General features: G+C 72.0%; 21 protein-coding genes. 12 read left to right on the top strand and 9 right to left on the bottom strand.

The annotated features are described in order from the left end of the window. The first annotated feature begins 28 nt into the window (after window positions 1–28). Entirely contained in the window at window positions 29–2,476 is a 2,448-nt protein-coding gene (locus ADK65_RS26820; RefSeq protein ID WP_053673469.1) for a SpoIIE family protein phosphatase, read from the top strand. 30 nt (window positions 2,477–2,506) lie between these two features. On the opposite strand, the gene ADK65_RS26815 is transcribed toward ADK65_RS26820, so the two are convergent. Then, window positions 2,507–3,202: a type 1 glutamine amidotransferase domain-containing protein gene (locus tag ADK65_RS26815; protein ID WP_053673467.1), complete on the bottom strand. Its 696-nt coding sequence runs from the start codon at window positions 3,200–3,202 to the stop codon at window positions 2,507–2,509. A 154-nt stretch (window positions 3,203–3,356) separates the two neighbouring features. Between ADK65_RS26815 and ADK65_RS26810 the strand changes: the two genes are divergently transcribed. The 7 genes from ADK65_RS26810 to ADK65_RS26780 all read left to right on the top strand — a co-directional run bounded on the left by ADK65_RS26810 (window position 3,357) and on the right by ADK65_RS26780 (window position 9,009). After that, entirely contained in the window at window positions 3,357–4,292 is a 936-nt protein-coding gene (locus tag ADK65_RS26810; protein WP_053673465.1) for a LysR family transcriptional regulator, read from the top strand. An 80-nt stretch (window positions 4,293–4,372) separates the two neighbouring features. Continuing rightward, the gene (locus ADK65_RS26805; protein ID WP_053673463.1) at window positions 4,373–4,792 is read left to right on the top strand and encodes a CBS domain-containing protein; all 420 of its coding nucleotides are present in this window, start codon (window positions 4,373–4,375) and stop codon (window positions 4,790–4,792) included. A gap of 177 nt (window positions 4,793–4,969) precedes the next feature. Continuing rightward, window positions 4,970–5,152, top strand: coding sequence for a hypothetical protein (locus tag ADK65_RS26800; protein ID WP_053673461.1), 183 nt, complete (start codon window positions 4,970–4,972; stop codon window positions 5,150–5,152). A gap of 138 nt (window positions 5,153–5,290) precedes the next feature. Beyond that, window positions 5,291–6,358: a glucose-1-phosphate thymidylyltransferase gene (locus tag ADK65_RS26795; RefSeq protein WP_053673459.1), complete on the top strand. Its 1,068-nt coding sequence runs from the start codon at window positions 5,291–5,293 to the stop codon at window positions 6,356–6,358. Beyond that, window positions 6,355–7,335, top strand: a complete 981-nt coding sequence (rfbB, locus tag ADK65_RS26790; protein ID WP_053673457.1) for a dTDP-glucose 4,6-dehydratase — start codon at window positions 6,355–6,357, stop codon at window positions 7,333–7,335. The genes ADK65_RS26795 and rfbB overlap by 4 nt, the downstream gene beginning before the upstream one ends. After that, a complete protein-coding gene (gene rfbD, locus ADK65_RS26785) occupies window positions 7,332–8,219 on the top strand; it encodes a dTDP-4-dehydrorhamnose reductase (protein WP_053673455.1) in 888 nt (295 codons plus the stop codon). The genes rfbB and rfbD overlap by 4 nt, the downstream gene beginning before the upstream one ends. After that, window positions 8,206–9,009 (top strand): methyltransferase type 11, encoded by an 804-nt coding sequence (locus ADK65_RS26780; protein ID WP_053673453.1) that lies wholly within the window; start codon window positions 8,206–8,208, stop codon window positions 9,007–9,009. The genes rfbD and ADK65_RS26780 overlap by 14 nt, the downstream gene beginning before the upstream one ends. Before the next feature lie 84 nt (window positions 9,010–9,093). Here ADK65_RS26780 and rfbC read toward each other — a convergent pair whose 3' ends face one another. Further along, window positions 9,094–9,711, bottom strand: coding sequence for a dTDP-4-dehydrorhamnose 3,5-epimerase (rfbC, locus tag ADK65_RS26775; RefSeq protein WP_053673451.1), 618 nt, complete (start codon window positions 9,709–9,711; stop codon window positions 9,094–9,096). A 4-nt stretch (window positions 9,712–9,715) separates the two neighbouring features. After that, entirely contained in the window at window positions 9,716–11,659 is a 1,944-nt protein-coding gene (locus ADK65_RS26770; protein WP_053673449.1) for a glycosyltransferase family 2 protein, read from the bottom strand. A gap of 209 nt (window positions 11,660–11,868) precedes the next feature. On the opposite strand from ADK65_RS26770, the gene ADK65_RS26765 reads away from it, so the two are divergent. Genes ADK65_RS26765 through ADK65_RS26755 form a run of 3 tightly spaced genes read left to right on the top strand, consistent with a single transcriptional unit; the run spans window position 11,869 to window position 13,855 of the window. After that, a complete protein-coding gene (locus tag ADK65_RS26765; RefSeq protein ID WP_053673447.1) occupies window positions 11,869–12,378 on the top strand; it encodes a metallophosphoesterase family protein in 510 nt (169 codons plus the stop codon). Window positions 12,379–12,411: 33 nt separating this feature from the next. Beyond that, window positions 12,412–13,233 (top strand): class I SAM-dependent methyltransferase, encoded by an 822-nt coding sequence (locus ADK65_RS26760; RefSeq protein ID WP_053673445.1) that lies wholly within the window; start codon window positions 12,412–12,414, stop codon window positions 13,231–13,233. A gap of 10 nt (window positions 13,234–13,243) precedes the next feature. Beyond that, window positions 13,244–13,855 carry a TetR/AcrR family transcriptional regulator gene (locus tag ADK65_RS26755; protein WP_053673443.1) on the top strand — a complete coding sequence of 204 codons (612 nt, stop codon included), beginning with the start codon at window positions 13,244–13,246 and terminating at the stop codon, window positions 13,853–13,855. Here the strand turns inward: ADK65_RS26755 and ADK65_RS26750 are convergent. From ADK65_RS26750 to ADK65_RS26725, 6 genes are all read right to left on the bottom strand, one after another. Next, window positions 13,834–15,078 (bottom strand): right-handed parallel beta-helix repeat-containing protein, encoded by a 1,245-nt coding sequence (locus tag ADK65_RS26750; protein ID WP_234352968.1) that lies wholly within the window; start codon window positions 15,076–15,078, stop codon window positions 13,834–13,836. The two genes, ADK65_RS26755 and ADK65_RS26750, sit on opposite strands and share 22 nt — an antisense overlap. A 626-nt stretch (window positions 15,079–15,704) precedes the next feature. Further along, complete coding sequence (locus tag ADK65_RS26745) at window positions 15,705–16,310, bottom strand: carboxymuconolactone decarboxylase family protein (RefSeq protein WP_053673441.1); 606 nt, start codon at window positions 16,308–16,310, stop codon at window positions 15,705–15,707. A gap of 71 nt (window positions 16,311–16,381) precedes the next feature. Beyond that, window positions 16,382–17,434 carry an alcohol dehydrogenase catalytic domain-containing protein gene (locus ADK65_RS26740; protein WP_053673439.1) on the bottom strand — a complete coding sequence of 351 codons (1,053 nt, stop codon included), beginning with the start codon at window positions 17,432–17,434 and terminating at the stop codon, window positions 16,382–16,384. Between the two features lie 25 nt (window positions 17,435–17,459). Further along, window positions 17,460–18,467 carry an NADP-dependent oxidoreductase gene (locus ADK65_RS26735; protein WP_199825712.1) on the bottom strand — a complete coding sequence of 336 codons (1,008 nt, stop codon included), beginning with the start codon at window positions 18,465–18,467 and terminating at the stop codon, window positions 17,460–17,462. Window positions 18,468–18,616: 149 nt separating this feature from the next. Continuing rightward, window positions 18,617–18,949 carry a putative quinol monooxygenase gene (locus ADK65_RS26730; RefSeq protein ID WP_053673437.1) on the bottom strand — a complete coding sequence of 111 codons (333 nt, stop codon included), beginning with the start codon at window positions 18,947–18,949 and terminating at the stop codon, window positions 18,617–18,619. A gap of 54 nt (window positions 18,950–19,003) precedes the next feature. After that, a complete protein-coding gene (locus ADK65_RS26725; protein WP_053673434.1) occupies window positions 19,004–20,110 on the bottom strand; it encodes an XdhC family protein in 1,107 nt (368 codons plus the stop codon). A gap of 192 nt (window positions 20,111–20,302) precedes the next feature. On the opposite strand from ADK65_RS26725, the gene ADK65_RS26720 reads away from it, so the two are divergent. Further along, window positions 20,303–22,276: an elongation factor G gene (locus ADK65_RS26720; protein WP_053673433.1), complete on the top strand. Its 1,974-nt coding sequence runs from the start codon at window positions 20,303–20,305 to the stop codon at window positions 22,274–22,276. Window positions 22,277–22,323: the final 47 nt, after the last annotated feature.

Raw genomic sequence — 22,323 nt, 5'->3', positions numbered from 1 at the left:
GCTGCGTAGGTGTCTCATAAGCGCTGTAATGGCCAACGTGGTCAGTCAGGGCGCCCAGGAGCGCGGAACGCGAACGCTGCGTGCCGAAGGTGCCCTCAGGGCGATCGCGATCGATCAGGACTCGCCCGAACGGCTGCGTCGCGTCCTCGAACAGGCACTGGTCTTCGCCGGCGCGGCGCTGGCCGCCGTCTACGCGCCCAGCGAGGACGGCGAGCTGCTGTGCCTGATGGAGTCGGCCGGGGTTCCGAGGACCCTGTACGGGCTGCGCGACAGCTACCCGCGCGCCGGGCGGTCCCCCGTCGCCGAGGCGCACCGCCGCGGACGGCCGGTGTCGCTGGGCCCGGCGGAGCTCGCCGAGCACGCCCAGGCCCGGCGTGTGCCCTCCCGGGACTTCTTCCTGACGGCCCTGCCCGTCCAGGGGGACGGTGGCTGCCTGCTGGCCGTCAGCGAGCGCCCCGGGGGGTTCGCCGCCGACGACCTCAGGTGCCTGGAGCTCGTCTCCGACGCGGTCGCCTTCACCGCCCCGGCCGCACCCGCCGAGGCCGGCGAGCTGCCACCGAGCGCCTTCACCCTCGCCATGGACACCGGCCGCGTCCGGGTCGGCGACGACCTGCTGGACCTGTTCGGCCTGGACCCGGTGGAGTTCGACGGCCGGGTCGAGACACTGCTCAGCCTGACCGTCCCCGAGGACCTGCCGTCGCTGATGTCCGTGGTGGAGGCGGACCACATGTCGATCGGCGACCGCGAGCTGGAGTTCCGGGTGCTCCAGCCCGCCGGCCCCCCGAAGTGGCTCCGGCTGCGCGGACGGCTGCTGCCCGGCGGCGAGGGCCGCCCGGCACGGCTCGTCGGCACGGTCGTCGACGTCTCCACGCTGCGCTCCGACGTCACCGACGTGGCCAGGGTCCAGCGTCTGGCCGCCGCGCTGGCCACCGCCGTCACCGTCCGCGACGTCGGCAAGGCCGTGGTCGCCGCGCTGCGCGGGCCCCTGCGCGCCGACCGGATCGCCTTGGCCGAGCTGGAGAGCGATCGGCTCGTCGTCACCGTGCTCGACCCGCCCGAACCCGAGGCCTGGCCCGAGCTGTGGCGGTCGGAGTGGCGCACCGAATGGCCCGACGCGCCGGTACGCGCGATGCCCACCCTCGCCGCGGCACTGCGCGAGGGCCGGGCCCGCATCTGGCCCGCCGGCAGCCCCCTGGAGCGCGCCCTGGCCGAAGTGGGCCCCGGCGGTCTCGCCGTCCTGCCGCTGCCCGCCGGGAACCGCATGGCCGGAGCCTGCCTGATCGGCTGGGACACCCCGCACGACTTCGGCACCGACGAACGCGCCCTGCTCACCGCCTGCGCCGGACTCGCCGGACAAGCCCTGGTCCGGGCCCGGGCCTTCGACGCCGAACACGAACTCGTCGGCATGCTCCAGCGCCAGCTGCTGCCGCGCAGCCTGCCCCCGCTGCCGGGCGCGGTGGCCGTCGCCCGCTACCTGCCCAGCACGGCCGGGCTCGAACTGGGCGGCGACTGGTACGACGTCATCCCGCTGCCCGACCACCACGTCGCCCTCGTCATCGGCGACGTCCAGGGCCACAGCGCCGGCGCCGCCACCCTCATGGGCCAGATGCGCACCGCACTGCGCGCCTACGCCGTCGAGGGCCACCCCCCGGACGTGGTCGTCGCGCACGCCAACCGGCTGCTGACGGACATGGAGAGCGACCTCTTCGCCACCTGCTGCTACGTCGACGTCGACCTGGAGGAGGGCGCCGCCTGGTGCGTGCGGGCCGGGCACCTGCCGCCGGTGCTGCGCTACCCGGACGGCCGGACCGAGATCGCGGAGGCCGAGGGCGGTCCGCCCCTCGGCGTGGTCACCCGGGCCGACTTCCCCATGAGCCCGCTGCGGCTCCCGCCCGGCACCCTGATCACCCTGGCCACGGACGGGCTCGTGGAGACGCCCGACTCCGACATCGACGAAGGCATGGACCACCTCGCCGGGCGACTCGCGGACGCCGACCCCGCCGACCTGGGGCTGGTCGCCGACGCCCTCCTGGGCGACGCCCCGCGCAGCGACGACGTCGCCCTGCTCCTGTTGCGCTATGACGGCATGGCCCTGCGCCCGCTGCGGGAGAGCTGGACGGTCTGGCGGGTGCCGCAGGCCGTCGGGCACGCGCGCCGCTTCGCCCGGCGCACCCTGCGCTCCTGGGGCGTCACCGCCGAGTACGACGCCGTCCTGCTCGTCGTCTCCGAACTCGTCACCAACGCCCTGGTGCACACCGACGGCAAGGTCCGCATGGACCTCACCCTCATCGGCAACCGTCTGCGCGTCGCCGTGGCCGACGCCTCCCCCCGCTCGCCGGTCAGACCGGCCAGCATCGGCTGGGAGGCCACCGGCGGCCGCGGCATCCTCCTCGTCGAGGCCCTGGCGGCGACCTGGGGCACCCTGCCGGTCAGCGGCGGCAAGCAGGTGTGGGCTGAGCTGCTGCTGGGGCGCTGAGCACCCGTCCGGCGCGGGCGGGCGCCCGGCTCAGCCCAGCCGCTTCAGCAGCTCCTGAGCCAGCGGGGCCGACGACGCGGGGTTCTGGCCCGTGACCAGATTGCGGTCGGTGACCACGTGCGGGGCCCACGGCTCACCGGCCCGCACCGTCACTCCGGCCTCGGTGAGACGGTCCTGGAGCAGCCAGGCGGCCCGGTCGGCGAGACCGCCCTGGATCTCCTCGGCGTTGGTGAACGCCGCGACCTCGTAGCCCGCGAAGATGTTGTGGCCGTCGGCACCGACAGCGGCCAGCAGCGCGGCCGGGCCGTGGCAGACGACACCGAGCGGCCTGCCGGACTCCAGGGCCCGGGCGAGCAGCCGGCCGGAGTCGGCGTTCACGGCGAGGTCCTCCATCGGGCCGTGGCCACCGGGGTAGAAGACGGCCGCGTAGTCCTCCAGCCGGACGTCCTCGAGCCGCACGGGGCGCCGCAGCTCGGTGAAGGACTCCAGCGCCTTCGCGATCCGGTCGGCGTTCTCCTGGCCCCCGTTCACCTCGGGCGCCAGGGACGCCCGGTCGACGGTGGGCTCGACACCGCCGGGGGTGGCCACGACGATCTCGTGGCCGGCGGCCCGGAACGCCTCGTAGGGGGCGACGGCCTCCTCGGCCCAGAAGCCGGTGGGGTGGCCGGTGCCGTCGGTCAGGGTCCAGGTGTCGGCGCCGGTGACGACGAAGAGGATCTTCGACATGGTGATGCATCTCCAGGAGACGGGCCGCGGTCGCACGGTGCGGCGATGACTCGGACGTTGACGACCGTAGGCGCCCGGGCCCCACGTTTTCCAATGGACGATCCGATGGCAGCCATAGGTTCTCCGATGGCGGGGCGCGCTAGGGTCGGACCGTGTGAGGCCCACCGACCCCCTCGGCACGACCGGCACCCCCGCGCAGCCGGACCTCAACCTGCTGCGCACCTTCCTGGCCGTCTACCGGTCCGGCTCCTTCACGGCCGCCGCCCAGCTGCTCGGCCTGTCCCAGCCGACCGTCACCGCACAGATCCGCTCGCTGGAGCGGCAGACCCGACGGGAGCTGTTCGAGCGGCTGCCGCGCGGCGTCGCCCCCACCGCCGTGGCCCACGAACTCGCCGCTCGCGTGGCGGCCCCCCTCGACGCCCTCGCGGCGGTCACCGGGCACGGGCCCCGGGCGGAGGCGCACGCCGAGCCGGTCCACCTGGCCGGACCCGCCGAGCTGCTCTCCACCCGGGCCCTGCCCGCCCTCGCCCCGCTGGTCACCGAAGGCGTACGGCTGCGCGTCTCGACGGGACTGACCGATCCGCTGCTCGACGAGCTGCGCGCCGGCCGCCACGACCTGGTGATCGCCACCACCCGGCCCCGCGGCCGCACCCTGTCCGCGGTGCCGCTGACGGACGAGGAGTTCGTCCTGGTCGCCGCGCCCGTCTGGGCCGACCGCGCGGCGGAGCGCCCGGCCGCCGAGACACCCGCCGCGTTGCACGACATCCCGCTGATCGCGTACGCCGAGGACCTGCCCATCGTGCGCCGTTACTGGCGGCACGTCTTCGGCCGCCGCCTGAACTGCCGCGCCGCCGTCTCGGTACCGGATCTGAGGGCCGTCCTGGCCCTGGTCACGGCCGGGGCCGGCTTCAGCGTGCTGCCGCGCTACCTGTGCGCCGGGGAACTGGCGTCCGGTGCCCTGGTCCTCCTCGCCACCCCCGAGGACACGCCGATCAACACCGGCTTCCTGGTCCAGCGGCCGGGCACCTCGGACAACCCGCACGTCACCCTTGTGCGCGACCGGCTGCTGGAGGCCGGCCGCACCTGGTGATGCCGCGGGACGAGCGGGTACCCGGCGTGGCGCAGGACGGAGAGACCGCCACGAGCCGAAGGAAAAGGAAGAGACACATCATGGCTCAGCATGTCCGCGACATCATGACCGGCGATCCGGTCACCGTCGAGCCACAGACCTCCGTCGCCGAGGTGGCGCGCATCATGCGCGACGAGGACCTCGGGGCCGTCCTGGTGACGGACGGCGATCACCTCCGAGGCCTGGTCACCGACCGCGACCTCGTGGTGCGGTCGGTCAGCAAGGGCGGCGACCCGGAGCGGATCAGCGTGGCCGGCGCGTGCAGCGACGAGCTGGTCACCGTCAGTCCCGACGAGGACCTGACCCAGGCGGTGGAGCTGATGCGCGAGCACTCCGTGCGCCGCATCCCGGTCGTCGACCACGGGCACCCCGTGGGCATCGTCTCCTTGGGAGACATGGCCATGGAGCGCGACCCCGAGTCCGCGCTCGGCGACATCAGTGCCGCGCGCCCCAACGCCTGACAGGGCATCCCGTCGCACGGTCCCGCGCCCCCGAGGGGACGCGGGACCGTTGCGTCTGCCTGAACGCCGGACGGGAGAGGAGTTCCGACGCCGCCGCACAGGTGTTCCGCGCCGGGTTTGTTCGGTTTTTTGCCGGGCACTCGAACAAGAGCGGAATCAGAAGGAAGATGATGAGTCGTGGAGTCCATGGACACCAGTGAGAAGTCCGTCGTCCGTCAATACGAGACCGGCTGGTCGAAGGCACGCCGTCTGCGCGGAAAGGCCGCGCTGAGGACCTGCCTCCCCGCCGTGGGGGACCGGGGAACCCCCGGCACGATGCGCTCCGGGTCGGAGTGGAACATCGTCCGCGGTGAGGACTGACTCCCCCTGAACCCGTCCCACGGGGCCGCGCGGTGACGATCCGAGCAACTCCGAGCATGACGATTCGAGCAACTCCGCGCGTCGGCAACCAAAAGAAGTGATGTTCACAACCGCCGGTTCACGACTAAGGTGAACCGAATGAAGGCTCTCGTGCTGTCCGGCGGCGCAGGAACACGACTGAGGCCGATCACGCACACGTCGGCCAAACAACTCGTCCCCGTGGCCAACAAGCCTGTGCTGTTCTACGGGTTGGAGTCGCTCGCCGACGCCGGCATCACCGAAGTGGGCATGATCGTCGGGGAGACGGCCGCGGAGATCGAGGAAGCGGTCGGGGACGGGTCGAAGTTCGGTCTGGACGTCACCTACATCCCTCAGGAGCGCCCTCTCGGGCTGGCGCACGCGGTGCTGATCGCCCGGGACTACCTCGGTGACGACGACTTCGTGATGTACCTCGGTGACAACTTCATCGTCGGCGGTATCACCGGTCTCGTCGAGGAGTTCCGCGAGAACCGGCCCGACGCCCAGATCCTCCTCACCCGCGTTGCCGACCCGCGCGCCTTCGGAGTCGCCGAACTCGACCCGTCCGGCCAGGTCATCGGCCTCGAGGAGAAGCCCGACCAGCCCAAGAGCGATCTTGCGCTGGTCGGCGTCTACATGTTCACGCCCCTCATCCACGAGGCGGTGCGCGCCATCGAACCGTCCTGGCGTGGCGAACTGGAGATCACCCACGCCATCCAGCACCTGATCGACACCCGTGCCGACGTGCGCTCCACGGTCATCAAGGGCTACTGGAAGGACACCGGCAACGTCGGCGACATGCTCGAGGTGAACCGCACGGTCCTGGAGGTCGTGGAACGCCGCATCGACGGCGACGTGGACGACGACTCGGAGACCGTCGGGCGCGTGGTCGTCGAGGAGGGCGCGCGGATCGTGGGCTCCCGTATCGTCGGGCCGGTCGTCATCGGTTCGGGCACCGTCGTCAGCAACTCCTACGTCGGTCCCTTCACCTCCGTCGCCGAGAACTGCCGGATCACCGACAGCGAGCTGGAGTTCTCGATCGTCCTGCGGGACTCCTCGATCCAGGGCGTCGGCCGGATCGAGTCCTCGCTGATCGGCCGGCACGTCGAGGTGACCCCCGCCCCCAGCGTCCCCAGCGCCCACCGCCTCGTCCTCGGAGACCACAGCAAGGTGCAGATCACTTCATGAACCTCCTCGTCACCGGCGCCGCCGGGTTCATCGGCTCCCGCTACGTCCGCGCCCTGCTCGCCTCGGACGCGCCCGACGCGCCGCGCATCACCGTGCTGGACAAGCTCACCTACGCCGGCACGCTCGACAACCTCGAACTGACCCACCCTCGACTGGAGTTCGTGCAGGGCGACATCTGCGACGCCGAACTGGTCGACAAGCTGACGGCCGCCGCGGACCAGGTCGTGCACTTCGCCGCCGAGTCCCATGTGGACCGCTCCATCAGTGGCGCCGCCGACTTCGTCCGCACCAACGTCCTCGGCACCCAGACCCTGCTGGACGCCGCCCTGCGCCACGGGGTGGGCCCCTTCGTGCACGTCTCCACCGACGAGGTCTACGGCTCCATCGACTCCGGCTCCTGGCCCGAGGACCACCCGCTCCGGCCGAACTCCCCGTACTCGGCCTCCAAGGCCTCCTCCGACCTGCTCGCCCTGGCCTACCATCGCACCCACGGCCTGGACGTGCGTGTCACGCGCTGCTCCAACAACTACGGCCCGCACCAGTTCCCCGAGAAGGTCATCCCGCTGTTCGTCACCAACCTCCTCGACGGCCACACGGTGCCGCTGTACGGCGAGGGCCGCAACGTCCGCGACTGGCTGCACGTGGACGACCACTGCCAGGGCGTCGACCTCGCCCGCACCAAGGGCAGGCCCGGCGAGGTCTACAACATCGGCGGCGGCACCGAACTCACCAACAAGGAGCTCACCGGCCTGCTCCTGGAAGCCTGCGGCGCCGACTGGGACCGGGTGGAGTACGTCGAGGACCGCAAGGGCCACGACCTGCGCTACTCCGTCGACTGCAGCAAGGCCCGCGACGAACTGGGCTACCGCCCCCGCCACGACTTCACCACCGGCCTCGCCGAGACCGTCGCCTGGTACCGCGACAACCGCGCCTGGTGGGAGCCCCTGAAGCGGCGCGTGGCCCAGGAGCGGGCATGAGGTGGCTGATCACCGGCGCGGGCGGAATGCTCGGCCGTGACGTCGTCGGGGAACTGACGAGCCGCGGCGAGAGCGTTGTCGGCCTCGACCGCACCGCCCTGGACATCACGGACCCCGCGGCCGTCGACGCGGCCGTACGGCAGCACCGCCCCGACCTCGTCGTGAACTGCGCGGCCTACACGGCCGTCGACGACGCCGAGACCGACGAGGCCCGCGCCCTTGCGATCAACGGCGACGGCCCGCGCCTGCTGGCCCGCTCCTGCGCCGCGCACTCCGCCCGCCTGATCCACGTCTCCACGGACTACGTCTTCTCCGGCGAGGCCCGCACCACCCCCTACCCGGAGGACCACCCGACCGGCCCGCGCACCGCCTACGGCCGCACCAAGCTGGCCGGGGAGCGGGCCGTCCTGGAAGAACTCCCCGGCGCGAGCGCGATCGTGCGCACGGCATGGCTGTACGGCGTCCACGGCGCCAACTTCGTCCGGACCATGATCGGACTGGAGGCCCGCCGGGACACCCTCGACGTCGTCGACGACCAGCGCGGCCAGCCCACCTGGAGCGCGGATGTCGCCGAGCGGATCGCCGGCCTCGGCCCCCTGCTCGGCCCCGAGGCGCACGGTGTCTTCCACGCGACCAGCTCCGGCGAGGCCACCTGGTACGACCTCGCCCGCGAGGTGTTCTCCCTCATCGGCGCCGACCCGGACCGGGTGCGCCCCACCAGCAGCACGGCCTTCCCCCGGCCGGCGCCCCGCCCGGCGTACAGCGCACTCGCCCACGGACGGTGGCAGGCGATAGGCATGCCGCCCCCACGCGACTGGCGCTCCGCCCTGCACGAAGCACTGCCCCGTATCCGCAAGGAAGGTCTTCCTCGTGAAACGCCATGAGTTCCTCCGGGAACTGCACAAGGTCAGCGCCAATCGCAACTACCTGGAGATCGGCGTCAACGACGGGCGCAGCCTGACGCTGTCCCGGGTCCCCAGCATCGCGATCGACCCCGCCTTCAAAGTGGTCTCGGAGCTGCGGTGCGACGTCCACCTGGTGAAGGCCACCAGCGACGACTTCTTCGCGCGTGAGAATCCGCTCCAGCACCTCAAGGGCGGCCGTCACCCGCTGCGCAACCTGCGCCGCGGCCGCAGCCCGATCGGCTACTGGCGCAAGACGACGCTGGACCTGTCGTTCATCGACGGCATGCACCTGTTCGAGTTCGCGCTGCGCGACTTCATGAACGTCGAGAAGTACTCGGACTGGGGCAGTGTGATCGTCCTGGACGACATGCTGCCGCGCAGTGTGGACGAGGCGGCCCGGGACCGGCACACCAACGCCTGGACCGGCGACGTCTTCAAGATCACCGAGGTGCTGGCGCGCTACCGCCCCGACCTGGTCACCGTGCAGGTGGACACCGCGCCCACCGGCCAGCTGGTCGTCTTCGGCGCCGACCCGAACAACCGGGTCCTGCACGAGAAGTACGACGAGATCATGGCCGAGTACAAGATCCCCGACCCGCAGAAGGTTCCCGAGGCGATCCTGGAACGAGCCGGAGCGGTCAGTCCCGAGACCCTCCTGGAAGCGGGCTTCTGGCGGCCCCTCACCCAGGCCCGCAACCGCGGCCTGCCCCGCTCCGTCGGCTGGGAGCCCCTGCGCAAGGCCCTGCAGCAGGTCGGCGTCAGCCGCTGAGACGACGGCGTTCCCCGCCGGGCAGGACACAGGCCCGGACGCTGCACGCGTCCGGGCCTGCGGTGTGTCGGTGCTCCGGCTGCCTCAGCCGTCGGCCGGTGTATCCGGCCCGCCCCGCAGTCGCGCGTAGTACGCCCGGCAGGACTCGTACGCCGGCAGCAGCCCCCGCCGCTCCGCCTCGGCCAGGGTCGGGGCCTGTTCGTCCTTGGGGGAGAGGAGCGGCGTGATGCCCTCGGGCCACTCGATGCCCAGGGCCGGGTCGAGCGGGTGGATGCCGTGTTCGCGGCCCGGAGCGTAGCCCTCCGAGCACAGGTAGACCACCGTCGCGTCGTCCGTGAGGGCCATGAAGGCGTGCCCGAGGCCCTCCGCGAGAAAGACCGCGTGGCGCGTGTCGTCGTCGAGCCGTACGGCCTCCCACTTCCCGTAGGTGGGGGAGCCCACGCGGATGTCGATCACCACGTCCAGGACGGCACCGCGTACACAGGTGACGTACTTGGCCTGGCCGGGCGGCACGTCGGCGAAGTGCACGCCCCGCAGCACGCCCCGCCGCGAGACCGAGCAGTTCGCCTGGGCCAGGGACAGGTCGTACCCCGTCGCCTCACGGAACTCCGCACCGCGGTACCACTCGTGGAAGCTGCCCCGGTCGTCCGGGAAGATCTTGGGTTCCAGGACCCAGGCACCCGCTATGTCCAGGGGTCGCATGCCGTCACCGCCCTCCGTTCCTGATACGGGAATTCACCTTCCGGCGCGCGGCGCCGAGCACCCGGCGCGCGCGCCGGGCCAGCCGCAGCGCGACACCGGGCCCCGGCGCCGGCGTCACCAGCACGCTCCCGCCTCCGGCCCGCAGCGCGAACGGCAGGCCGGCGAAGCGCGCCCCCTCGGCGTCGGGGTTCAGGCACACGGCCACCCGCCAGACGTCATCCGAGAGGTCCTCGGCGGGCAGGTCGGCCGCCAGCACCGAGCCCGGCAGGTCCGCGTGGGGGGAGAGGGTGCCGGATGTCTCCAGGATCCGAGTGGAGGAGACGAACCTCAGCCGCACCGTCCTGTCACCCGTGACGTACACCGGAAGCACGACACGGAACCGGCCGTCGGAGACGGTGACGTCCCCCAGTTGCACCCGGCCCAGCCCGAGCCGCTTGCTGCGGGGGCGGATTTCCAGGGAGAGGTTGCCGTGCGGCTCGGTCCAATAGGGCAGGACCGGGCGGGCACCGACCAGGCCCACTTCCGGCGTGGGCCGGTCCTCGCGCGGCACCGGGCCCAGTCGGCACTCCTTGGTCCAGCCGCCCGACTTCACCCGGACGAGCGCGTCCCAGACGCCGTCGCGGGGCAGGGCGGCCGGGTCGACGGTGGCGGTCGCCCGCAGCACCAGCCGGACCTCCTCGCCGTCCCCGGCCGGCACGGTCTCGCCCGTGCACTCCACCGGCTGGAAGTACTGCGCCGCGCTGGAGCGCTCCCGCAGCAGCAGGTCGGCCGTGGCCTGCCCGAACCGGGCGGCGGTCTCCGAGGCCACCCACCGCACCGCCTCGGACACGTCCTTGGGCACGTCGGTGAGCGGCGTGGCCTCGGCGCCTGCGGGGAACGCCATCGGCTCGTCGCCGGACAGGTACTCGGCCGTGAAGGCGATACGGAGCCGGCCGTCACGCCACTCGATGTCCCCGGGGGCCGCCGCGGGGGCGACGCCCGCCTCCCACTCCGCGAACGCCACGACGTCGTCGTAGCGGTCGGCGGCCGTCAGCGCGGCGATGACCTGCTGCGTCGGCTGCAGTCCGGCGGCGACACCGGGCCCGAAGCGTTCGACGACGACCTCGTGGATCTCCCGGAACAGTTCCCTGCGGTAGTCGTCCGGCAGGCTCAGCAGGCGTCGCGCCCGCAGCCGCTCCACCATCTCCACGCGCAGCCAGCGCCGGAACAGCCGGTCGCGCACCGGACCGGGTTCCGTGTACCGCTCGACGACGTCGAGGGCCTCGCGCAGGTTCTCGAAGTAGCCGACGGGATCGAAGCGTTCGAAGCCCGCGTTGGAGCCGTCGTCCCGGCGGATGTGGTAGTAGCAGACGTAGTCGCTGAGCACCGAGACGTTCTCCGCGCGCAGGTACGCCTCCGTGATGAAGACGTGGTCCTCCAGGCGCCTTCGGCCCTCGGGGAAGCGCAGGCCGATGCGGTCCAGGAAGGCCCGGCGGAGCATCTTGTGCGGGGTGAGACTGTCGATGAGCGGGGCGTTCTCGACGGTGGCGCGCGGGCGGTTGCGCCGGAACAGCTCCACCGGCACCCCGCGGTTCTTGCCGGCCATCTTGCCCACGACGACGTCGGCGCCGTGGGCCACGCCGTAGTCGTACATCCGCTCCAGGGCCTCGTCGCCGAGGTAGTCGTCGTTGTCGACGAACATCACGAACTCGCCCCGGGAGGCCTCGATGCCGACGTTGCGGGGCTTGCCCGACCAGCCGGAGTTCTCCTGGTGGATGACCTTCATCCGGGGATCCCCGGCGGCGAGCGCGTCGAGCCGGGCCGGGGTCTCGTCGGTCGAGCCGTCGTCGACGAAGATCACCTCGAACTCGTCGGGAGGCAGCGACTGCCGCTGCAGCGAGGAGATGCAGTCCTCGATGTAGATCCCCGGGTTGTACACGGGGACGATGACGCTGACCTTGACCGGCATCGGGTTTCCGGGCCCCTTCGGGTCGCTTGCCGTAGACGTCCTGTTGTACTGCGTGTTGCCCGATGCTAACCCGCTCGGCGAGGTCGCCTCACCTTTCGAGACCTCGCCGTGATCATCTCCGCCGGCAGGGCAACTGAGCTGCTGCGTCTGTCTGTTCGCGGTCAAGCCGGTTGCGGGCGGGAGGGGCCCGCAGCGCCTAGGCTGAGGGCGTGCGCCTGCTTCTCATGTCGGACACCCACCTGCCCAAGCGTGCCAGGGAACTGCCCGCCCCCCTGCTCGCCGCCCTCCCGCAGGCCGACGTCGTCTTTCACGCCGGGGACTGGGTCGACACCGGCACGCTCGATCTGCTGGAGGCGCGCTGCCGCAGGCTCGTCGCCGTGTACGGCAACAACGACGGTCCGGACCTGCGCGCCCGGCTGCCGGAGGTGGCCTACGCCGAGCTGGGCGGGATGCGCTTCGGTGTGATCCACGAGACGGGCGCCAGAGACGGCCGGGAGCAGCGGTGCGCCGCCCGGTTCCCCGACCTCGACGTCCTCGTCTTCGGCCACAGCCACATCCCCTGGGACACCACAACCCCCTCCGGCCTGCGCCTGCTGAACCCGGGGTCCCCGACGGACCGGCGTCGTCAGCCTCACTGCACGTACATGACCGCCACGGTCGCCGACGGGCGGCTCACGGACGTGGAACTGCACCGGCTGCCGCCCCGCACAGCGAGCTGAACCGCCGCGCCGGGCCCGTGGCATGATCGCCGCATGGGTCAGGACGAGGGGTACCTCCTGGACAACCGCCGGACCGAGGCCGGCACGCGCTTCGACGCGCTGGCGGCCCTCTTCGACGCCTCGACGTTCCGGCACTTCGAGACGGCCGGGATCGCCGAGGGCTGGCGGTGCTGGGAGGTCGGGGCCGGCGGGCCGAGTGTCGCTCGGTGGCTGCGTGAGCGGGTCGGGCCGTCGGGGCGGGTGCTCGCCACCGACATCGACGTGTCCTGGACCGGTACGGCGGCCACCGAGGGGGTCGAGGTGCTCTGCCACGACGTCGGGCGCGACGCCCCGCCTGCAGGCCCCTTCGACCTGGTGCACGCCCGTCTCGTCCTGGTCCACGTCACCGAGCGCGAGGCCGCGCTGCGCTCCATGGTGCGGGCCCTGCGGCCCGGTGGAGTGCTGCTGGTCGAGGACGCCGACCCCGCGCTGCAGCCGCTGATCTGCCCCGACGAGCACGGTCCCGAGCAGCGGCGGGCCAACCGGCTGCGCACCGGCTTCCGGGAACTGCTGCGGCAGCGCGGTGCCGACCTCTCCTACGGGCGCCGACTGCCGAGGCTGCTGCGCGAAGCGGGCCTGGTGGACGTCGAGGCCGACGCCTACTTCCCGTTTACCTCGCCCGCCTGCGACCTCTTGGAGGCGGCCACCGTCCGGCAGGTGCGGGACCGGCTCGTCGCGGCGGGCCTCGCCACGGACGAGGACATCGACGCGCATCTCGCCGCCGTGGAGGCGGGACGCCTGGACCTCGCGACCTCGCCCATGATCTCGGCGTGGGGCCGCAAACCGGCGGGCGACGGCTCGCATCCCCTCGTCTAGAGTCGCCCCTATGACGGAGGCACCGGCCCTGGACCGCGGCGCGCGGTCCCGTGACGCGATCCTGGACACCGCCGGTGAGCTGATGTCGCGCCACGGCTACGCCGCCACGTCCATCTCGATGATCTCCACCGCGTGCGGTCTGCCGGTGAGTTCGATCTACTGGCACTTCGGGAGCAAGGACGGGATCTACGTCGCGGTGCTGGAGCGCGCGAGGACCGCGCTGCTGGCCGCCCTGCCCCCGGCCGAGGTGCCGGGCGCCGACGCGGCCCAGCGTCTGGACACCTTTCTCACAAACCTGGCAGGCGCCTTCCGGCACCACCCGCGGGGTGTGAAGCTCCTGTTGGGTTTGGGTACGGTCCAGAAGGACGCCAGCGCGGCCGCCCTGGCCGAGGTGCGTCACTACCGCGACGCACTGGTGGCCTGGGCCCGGGAGTCCGTCAGTTGCGTCTTCGCCCTGGACGACCGCCCCCAGGTGGCTGACGAGCTGGCGCGCTTCGTGCTGAGGATGACGACCGGCACCGCGGTGGCCCGCTGGTTCGAGCCGGATGCGGTCCTGGAGACCGAACCGCTGCGCGTGGCGCTGCTGGCGTTGGCCACCCATCACGGCGTTTCGGCCTCGTAGGCGCCCATGTCACAGGCCGCCCCCTGGGGGCGCGCGACGCCGCGCTGATCGGTGCCCGGGCAGCCGTCGGCCGTGTCCAGAGCGGGACTGCCGGGGAGCAGCGCGACGGTGTCGGTCGGGCCGCCGTTGTCCGTCAGCGGTCCGGTCAGCGGCGAGCGGCTGGGCAGATCGCCCGCCGCGGTCAGTCGGCAGCTGCCGTCGCCGTCGAGGTTGTGGCCCTGCGACGCGATGGTCGCGAACGCCTTCTTGCAGTCGGCGGGCGCTCCGTCGACCGTGTTGTTCGCGATGACGGAGTTGCGCAGCGTCAGGCGCCCGAGGGGCAGGTCGACGATGTCGGGGATCGGCGCGGGCAGGCTGTCGAGGTAGGCGGGGGCGATGTTGATCCCGCCCCCGCCGTCACTCGAACGGTTGCCGGTGATGGTGGAGTTGAGGATCTCCACCGCTCCGGTTCCCCGGATGTCGATGCCTCCGCCGTATCCGGCGAGGCTGCCCGGGCGGTCGCCGGGGTTCGTCACCCGGTTGTCCGCGATCGTGGAGTTGGTCACGGTACCGGTGTCGTCGAATCTGATGCCCCCGGCCTCTCCCGCGGTGTTCCCGCTGACGGTGCTGTCGATGAGATCGAGGTGGGAGTCGGGGACGTTGAAGACGCCCCCGCCGTAGCCGGCGGAGTTCCCGGTCACGGTGACCCGTCGCAGTGTCATGTGATGTCCGTTGGCGATCGCGCCACCACCGGTGTCGGTGATGGGGAGTTCGCGTTGTCTGGTCACTCCTCCCGTGATCGTCAGATCGGACAGCCGGGAGTCCGCCTGCATGCGGAAGGCCCGGTCCAGGCGGTTGGCGTCGATGACGGTGGTCCGTGCGCCGCTGCCCTTGATCGTGACGGGGGCGGCGACGTTCAGGTCGCCCGTGGTGGGGTCGGGGTGGTCGCCGATGATCAGCCGCGGGTCGGGCGGGATCGTCAGCCGGTAGTGGCCGGGAGGCAGCGTGATCGTGCTGCCCGGCCGGGCGTTGGCGGCCATCACCGCGGCACGCAGGCTGCACCGGCCCGAGTCGGTGAGACACCGGCCGTCCGCACCGTCGGCGTCGACCGCGTCGGAGGTGGTGTCGACGGTGTACTCCGCGGGACCGGAGTCCACGGGAGCGGAGGCGTGGGCGATTGCGCCAGGTGCGGCGGTGGCGAGGAGGACGGCGGTGATGGCGGCCGTGACGGCTGTGCGTTTCATGTGGAACCCCTCTCGGCGAGGCATCCGGGCGTGCCAGGACTCTGCTTGCGCGAGGACTTCGAGGAGCACTTCGTCGAGCACTTGGTGGAGCACTCCGTGGTGGTGAGCGAGGCGCGGTGCGTCGGGGAAACGGCATGGGGCGTCCGGAGGCGCGCCTTCCGGGTGTCGCCTCGCGCTCTGGAGGGAGCGTTCCATTCAGAGTGCTTCGTGTCCATCGGCGCATGCGGAAATGGCCGAATGGGGATGCCGCCGTCACGGGGTGGGGAGGCGCACCGGCGATTGGCATGCCTTCGGCGGACCGCTGAAGGGCCGCGGTCCCCGGAGTTCAGCGGGGCAGTGGCAGCTCACCGCACGCAGCCCGGCCGGAAGCGGGAACCGGCCTTCGGTGCGACCGTCGCCCTGACCACACGCCGCCGGTGATTGCGCAAGGGGACGCCGAGCCGTCCGTCCGCCGATTCGCCCGCACGGCCCGGGGCGAGGGCTTCGAGGGCCACGGGGCCGTCGGCTGCGCGGCCGACGGCTGGTCGGCTCCGAACGCAGCGTGCGCGCCGTGCTCGTCACCGACGGCGCCGACGGCCTACCGTGCACGCACGGTCACATGACGGACCGTTTGCTTGAAGCGCCCCTCACCCGTCCTCTCCTTCCCCCTCCGGGAAGCCGGTGCAGGGGAAGCCGGGTTCCAGTTCCACACCGGTGGCGTTCAGGAAGAAGGCCACCATCTGGTACTGGCCCACCAGCATGACGATCTCGATCAGTTCGGCGTCGCCGAAGTGCTCGGCCAGGCCCTCCCAGGTCGCGTCGGACATCGTGGCATCGCGGTGCAGCTCGTCCGCCGCGCGGAGCAGGTGCCGCTGGAGTTCCGCCCAGCCGGGTGCCTCGGGCCCTTCGCCGATGCGGTCGATGTCCGCGTCCGTGACGCCTGCGGCCCTGGCCATGGGGAGGTGGCGCCCCCACTCGTAGCGTGCGCCGGTGTTGCAGGCCGTGCGCAGGATCAGCAACTCGCGCACATCGCCCGGCAGTCGGCCGCTGCCGAGCAACTGGCCGCCGAAGGGCAGGAACCGCTCGTACAGATCGGGGTGGCGCACGAGCGTGGTGAAGATGTTCGGGATCCCGCCCCCGGGGTCGTGCGGAGCGAGCGCCAGCAGGTCCCGGATCCGCGGCTCCCACTGCTCTTCGGGGAGCGGCAGCAGCCGCGGACGGTTCGGTCGGGCGGCTTCGTCGCGCTGTGACATGGCGGCCTCCAGTCTCCGATGGACCACCCAGGAAACCGGCTGAACGCCTCGCAGTGAAAGGCCGCGAGCGGTCAGCCCGCCGGATCGAGGACTATCTTGCGGACACCGTCGGAGCGACCCGCGAACAATGCGTACGCCGCCGGCCCTTCGGAGAGGGCGAAGCGGTGCGAGACCACGACCTCGGGCTTGATCCGTCCGGCACGGGTGAGGGCGATCAGGGGAGGGAGTTCGTAGTGCACCGAGCACAGCCCGATGGCGAACTCCAGTTCCTTGACCTGCGCCAGGTACATGTGGAACGGGAACGCCTTGTTCTGGCTGACCCCGATCACACTGACCCGGCCTGCCTGCCGTACGGCCTTGACGGCGAGCTGGATGGTGGCGTCGGAACCCACCGCCTCCACCACGGCGTCCGGTCCGCGGCCGGCGGTCATGTCCCGGATGGCCGACCGCACGTCGTCACCCTCGACCGGCTCGACACCCAGGCCGGCGGCGAAGGCGCGGCGCTCCGCGACCAGATCCACGCCCAGCACCCGGGCCGCGCCCATGGCGAAGGCGGACTGGGCGGCCATGAGGCCGACCGGTCCGAGGCCGACGACCAGAACGGTCTCACCGGGCTGGATGCGGGCACGGCGGCAGCCGTACCAGGCGGTGGGGGCGTTGTCCGTGAGGACGACGGCCGCCTCGTCGGAGATGTCCTCGGGCAGGTGGACCAGATTGACGTCGGCGCAGGGCACGGCCAGGGCCTGGGCCTGACTGCCCGGAAGTTTCGCGCCGACTCCGTAGCAGAGTTCCGTGCTCGACGTGGCGCGTTCGCAGCGGGCGGTGAACCCGGCCGCACACTGCCCGCACCGAGCACAGCCGACCGAGGCGGGCACCAGGACCCGGTCGCCGGGCTTGAAACGAGTGACCTGGCCGCCGGTGTCGACGACCACGCCGACGCACTCGTGTCCCGGTGTGTAGCCCAGTTCCGGGCTGAATCCGTTGCCGCCGTAGATATGCAGGTCGCTGCCGCAGATACCGGCCGCGGTGACCCGCACCACCGCGTCGGCGGGGCCCGTGACGGCCGGGTCGGGGACGTCTCCGTAACGGATGTCGTGACGGCCGTGGTAGGTCAGTGCCTTCATCGGATCTCCCTGTGCCTCGGCCCGGTCAGTCCGCGATCTTCAGCACCAGCTTGCCGCGGTTGTCACCGCGGAACAGGCGCATCAGGGTCTCGGGGAAGTCCGCGACCGAGCCGGACACCACGTCCTCCAGGGACTTCAGCCGGCCCTCCGCCCGCCACGCGGCCATCTGCGCGATGCCCTCCGCGTACCGGTCGGCGTAGTCGAACACCACGATGCCCGTCATGGAGGCTCGGTTCACCAGCAGCGACAGGTAGTTGGCGGGGCCCTGCGGCTCGGTGCTGTTGTACTGGGAGATCGCGCCGCAGACCACGACGCGGGCGCCGCGCGCCAGCCGCAGCAGCACGGCGTCCAGAACATCGCCGCCGACGTTGTCGAAGTACACGTCGACGCCGTCGGGGGCGTGCTCGCGCAGGGCCTTGCGGACGTCCTCGCTCTGGTAGTCGATCGCGGCGTCGAACCCGAACTTCTCCACCACCATCCGGCACTTGGCCTCGCCGCCCGCGATGCCGACGACCCGGCATCCGAGGATCTTGGCGATCTGCCCGACGACGCTGCCCACGGCCCCGGCCGCTCCGGAGACCACGACGGTCTGCCCCGGCTCGGGACGCCCGACCTCGATCAGGCCGAAGTAGGCCGTCAGGCCCGACATGCCGAGCGTGCCGAGATAGGTCGGCAGGGGAGCGGCCGCGGGGTCGACCCTGGTCACGCCGCGCCCGTCCGACACGCAGTACTCCTGCACGCCGAAGGTGCCCGACACATGGTCGCCGACCGCGAAACCGGAGTGCCGGGAGGCGACCACCCTGCCCACCGCGCCGGCGCGCATCACCTCGCCGATCTCCACCGGCCGGATGTAGGACCTGCCCGCGTTCATCCAGCCGCGCATCGCCGGGTCGATCGACAGACAGAGCACCTGCACCAGGAACTCCCCGTCGTCCGGCTGCCCCGCCGGCTCCTCGGCGTGCTCCCAGTCGGTGGGGCGCGGCTCTCCCACGGGACGTGCGGCCAGGCGTATCTGGCGGTTGATCATGCTCATCTGCGGCGACTCTCCTCGGCTACGTACCGTCCAGTCGGTACGGCCGTGAGCGTACGGCTGCCCGCCGTCCGGGGCAAGAGCCGGGGGGAGAGAGCGCCGTCCGCTGCTTTGTGCCGTTCATGCCGCCGGCCGCCGGCCAGTGCAGCGGGTCAGTCCTGTCCCGGCACCGCCATCTCCCCGAGGAGCGACCAGTCGTCCTGCGGGACGTTCGCGTTCACGATGCGCGGCGTCTCGGCCAGATGGGGAGGCAGCGTCTGCTGGGCGGTCTTGAAGTGGGCGGACTGCACGTGGGCGGCACCGGCCTCGTCGTCCCGGAAGGCCTCGACGAGCACGTACTCCGACGGCTCGTCCACGCTGCGCGACCAGTCGAACCACAGGCAACCGGGCTCGGCACGCGTCGCCCGGGTGAAGTCGGCGGCGATCTCGGGCCAGCGGTCCGCGTGCTCGGGACGGACGCGGAACTTCGCGGTGATGAAGATCATGGGTTCCCTCTCGCTGGTGTGCTGGTGTGCTGGTGTGCTGGTGTGATCACTGTGTCAGGAGGGCCGGCGCGGATGCACCGCCCCCTCCGTCGCGGTGAGCGGCGCGCCGGTGCCGCCCCAGCGCAGCGCCACGATCTCGGCGGCCACGGACACCGCCACCTCCTCGGGGGTCCGGGCCCCCAGGTCCAGGCCCACCGGTGAGCGCAGCCGGGACAGTTCGCGCTCGGTGAGCCCCGCCTCGGCCAGTCGTGCGGCCCGGTCGGCGTGGGTGCGGCGGCTGCCCATCGCCCCGATGTAGGCGGCCGGGCGGCGCAGTGCCTCCGTCAGCAACGGCACGTCGAACTTGGGGTCGTGCGTGAGCACGCAGATCACGGTGCGCTCGTCGGTGTCGGTCTCCCGCAGATACCGGTGCGGCCACCGGGCGACCACCTCGACGCCCTCGGGAAAGCGCCGGGTCGTGGCGAAGACGGGGCGGGCGTCGCAGACGGTGACCCGGTAGCCGAGGAAGCCGCCGATGCGGGCCACGGCCGCGGCGTAGTCGATCGCGCCGAACACCAGCATCCTCGGCGGTGGCGCGAAGGACTGCAGGAACACGCTGACGGCGTCCTCGCGGCGCTGTCCCTCGGGCCCGTAGTGCCGCATGCCGGTGGCGCCGAGGGCGAGTTCCCCGCGGGCGTCGGCGGTCACGGCCGCGTCCAGGCCGCGGGTGCCGAGCGTGCCGAGGGTCCGGTCCGGCCACACGGCGAGGGCGGCTCCGTGCGGCGCCGGTCCGTCGGCCACGGTCGCCACGGTGACCGGCTCGCCCGCCGCGACCGATTCCGCGACCGCGCCGAAGGCGGGATCCCGCTCGGGCGTGACGGCCCGCACGAGCAGTGTGATCTCGCCGCCGCAGGTCAGGCCGACCGCGAAGGCGTCGTCGTCGTTGTAGCCGAAGGTCTCGAGTCGCGCTTCGCCGTCCGCGGCGACGGCCTGCGCCAGCTCGAACACCGCGCTCTCGACACAGCCCCCGGACACGCTGCCGACCACCTCGTCGTCCGGGCCCACCGCCATCGCCGCCCCCGGGCCGCGCGGCGCGCTGCGGCTGACCTCGACGACCGTGGCGAGGCCGAACGGGACCCCGGCCGCGTACCAGCGGCCGAGCGCCGGCAGAACGTCACGCACGAGCCACTCCTCTTCCGTCGGGCATCCCGCCGGGTACCCCCGTGGCGGTTAATTCCGTTGTGATCCCCGGCACTGGTCTGCTGCACTGCACTGGACAGCGAGACCAGCGAGTCCCCGAGGAGTTCCGAATGCGCACTGCGTGCATGTCCCCCCAGCCAGGAACGGACCTCTCTCCGAAGGACATGACGCTTCGTGCACATGCTCAACCTTGGAATTCTCGCCCATGTCGACGCCGGTAAGACCAGCCTGACCGAGCGGCTGCTCCATTCGGCCGGGGTGATCGACGAGATCGGCCGCGTCGACGACGGGAACACCCGCACCGACACCCTCGCCCTGGAACGCCGGCGCGGCATCACCATCAAGTCCGCCGTCGTCTCGTTCCCGCTGGACGGTGTGACCGTCAACCTCATCGACACCCCCGGCCACCCGGACTTCATCGCCGAGGTGGAGCGCGTCCTCGGCGTGCTGGACGGCGTCGTCCTCGTGATCTCCGCCGTGGAGGGCGTGCAGGCGCAGACGCGGGTGTTGATGCGGACGCTCCAGCGGCTGCGCATCCCGACGCTGCTCTTCGTCAACAAGATCGACCGGAGCGGGGCGCGCCACGAGGCCGTGCTGCGGGAGATCGCGGCGCGTCTGACTCCCGCGATCGTGCCGATGGGGACCGCCGCCGGCCTCGGCACGCGCGCGGCCCGCTTCGTCCCCGGCGCCGGACCGGCCGGTGCCCTCGACGTCCTGACCGGGCGCGACGACGCCCTGCTGTCCGCGTACGTCGAGAACACCGTCACGGACGAGCTGCTGCACTGCTCCCTCCTCGCCCAGACGAGGGAGGCACTCGTCCACCCCGTGTACTTCGGCTCCGCCGCCACGGGCGCGGGAGTGGAGGCGCTGCTGTCCGGCATCGAGACCCTGCTGCCGGTGGCCGACGGGGACGCGGACGGGCCGGTCTCCGCCACCGTGTTCAAGGTGGACCGGGGCCCGGCGGGGGAGAAGGTCGCCTACGCCCGCATGTTCTCCGGGACCCTGCGCACCCGCGACCGGGTCCCCTTCGGGGCGGACGGTGCCGAGGGCCGGGTCACCGGCATCAGCGTCTTCGGCGACGGCACGGACGTCCGCGAGGACTCCCTGGCAGCCGGCCGGATCGCCCGCCTCACCGGGCTCGGCGACATCCGCATCGGTGACGCGATCGGCGAATCCCGTTCGGTTGACGAGCACTTCTTCGCCCCGCCGACACTGGAGACGGTCGTCGTCCCCGGCCCGGACGTCGACAGGGGAGCGCTGCACCTGGCGCTCACCCAGCTGGCCGAGCAGGACCCGCTCATCGGCCTGCGGCGTGACGAACGCCGTCAGGAGACCTCCGTGTCCCTGTACGGCGAGGTGCAGAAGGAGGTCATCCAGGCGACCCTCGCCGAGGACTACGGCCTCGACGTCGCCTTCCGCGAGACCACGCCCCTGTGTGTCGAACGGCTCGTCGGCACGGGGCAGGCCGTGGAGTTCAACAAGAAGGACCCCAACCCGTTCCTCGCGACGGTCGGCCTGCGCGTCGAGCCGGCACCGGTCGGCTCGGGCGTCTGCTTCCGGCTGGAGGTGGAGCTCGGCTCGATGCCGTACGCCTTCTTCAGGGCCGTCGAGGACACCGTCCGCGAAACCCTCGACCAGGGCCTGCGCGGCTGGCAGGTCACCGACTGCGTGGTCACCATGACCCACAGCGGCTACTCGCCCCGCCAGAGCCATGCCCACCAGGGCTTCGACAAGAGCATGTCGAGTACGGGCGCCGACTTTCGCGGGGTGACGCCGCTGGTGCTCCTCGAGGCGCTGCGGCGGGCCGGTACGCGGGTGCACGAGCCGATGCACCGCTTCCGCGTCGAGGCGCCCGCCGACACCCTCGGCGCGCTGCTGCCGGTGCTCGCCCAGCTCGCTGCCGTACCGGAGACGACGCGGAGCCGGGACGACCTCTGCGTCCTCGAAGGCACCGTGCCGGCCGCCCGGGTGCACGCCCTCCAGCAGGCCCTGCCGGGACTCACCCGGGGCGAGGGCGAGCTGGAGAGCTCCTTCGCCCACTACGCGCCGGTCACGCACGGCACGATTCCCGAACGCCCGCGCACCGACCACAACCCGCTGAACAGGAAGGAGTACTTGTTGAACGTGACACGGAGGGTGGGTGGTTGACATGTGAGGGTTGCCGGAAAGGGAACTTACTCCGGAGTCAGAGGTGT

Source organism: Streptomyces sp. NRRL B-1140 (genome assembly GCF_001280065.1).
In the GTDB taxonomy this organism is placed as follows: Bacteria; Actinomycetota; Actinomycetes; order Streptomycetales; family Streptomycetaceae; genus Streptomyces.
Note: the sequence above shows the minus strand (reverse complement) of the source record. Positions and strands in the feature narration are given on the sequence as shown.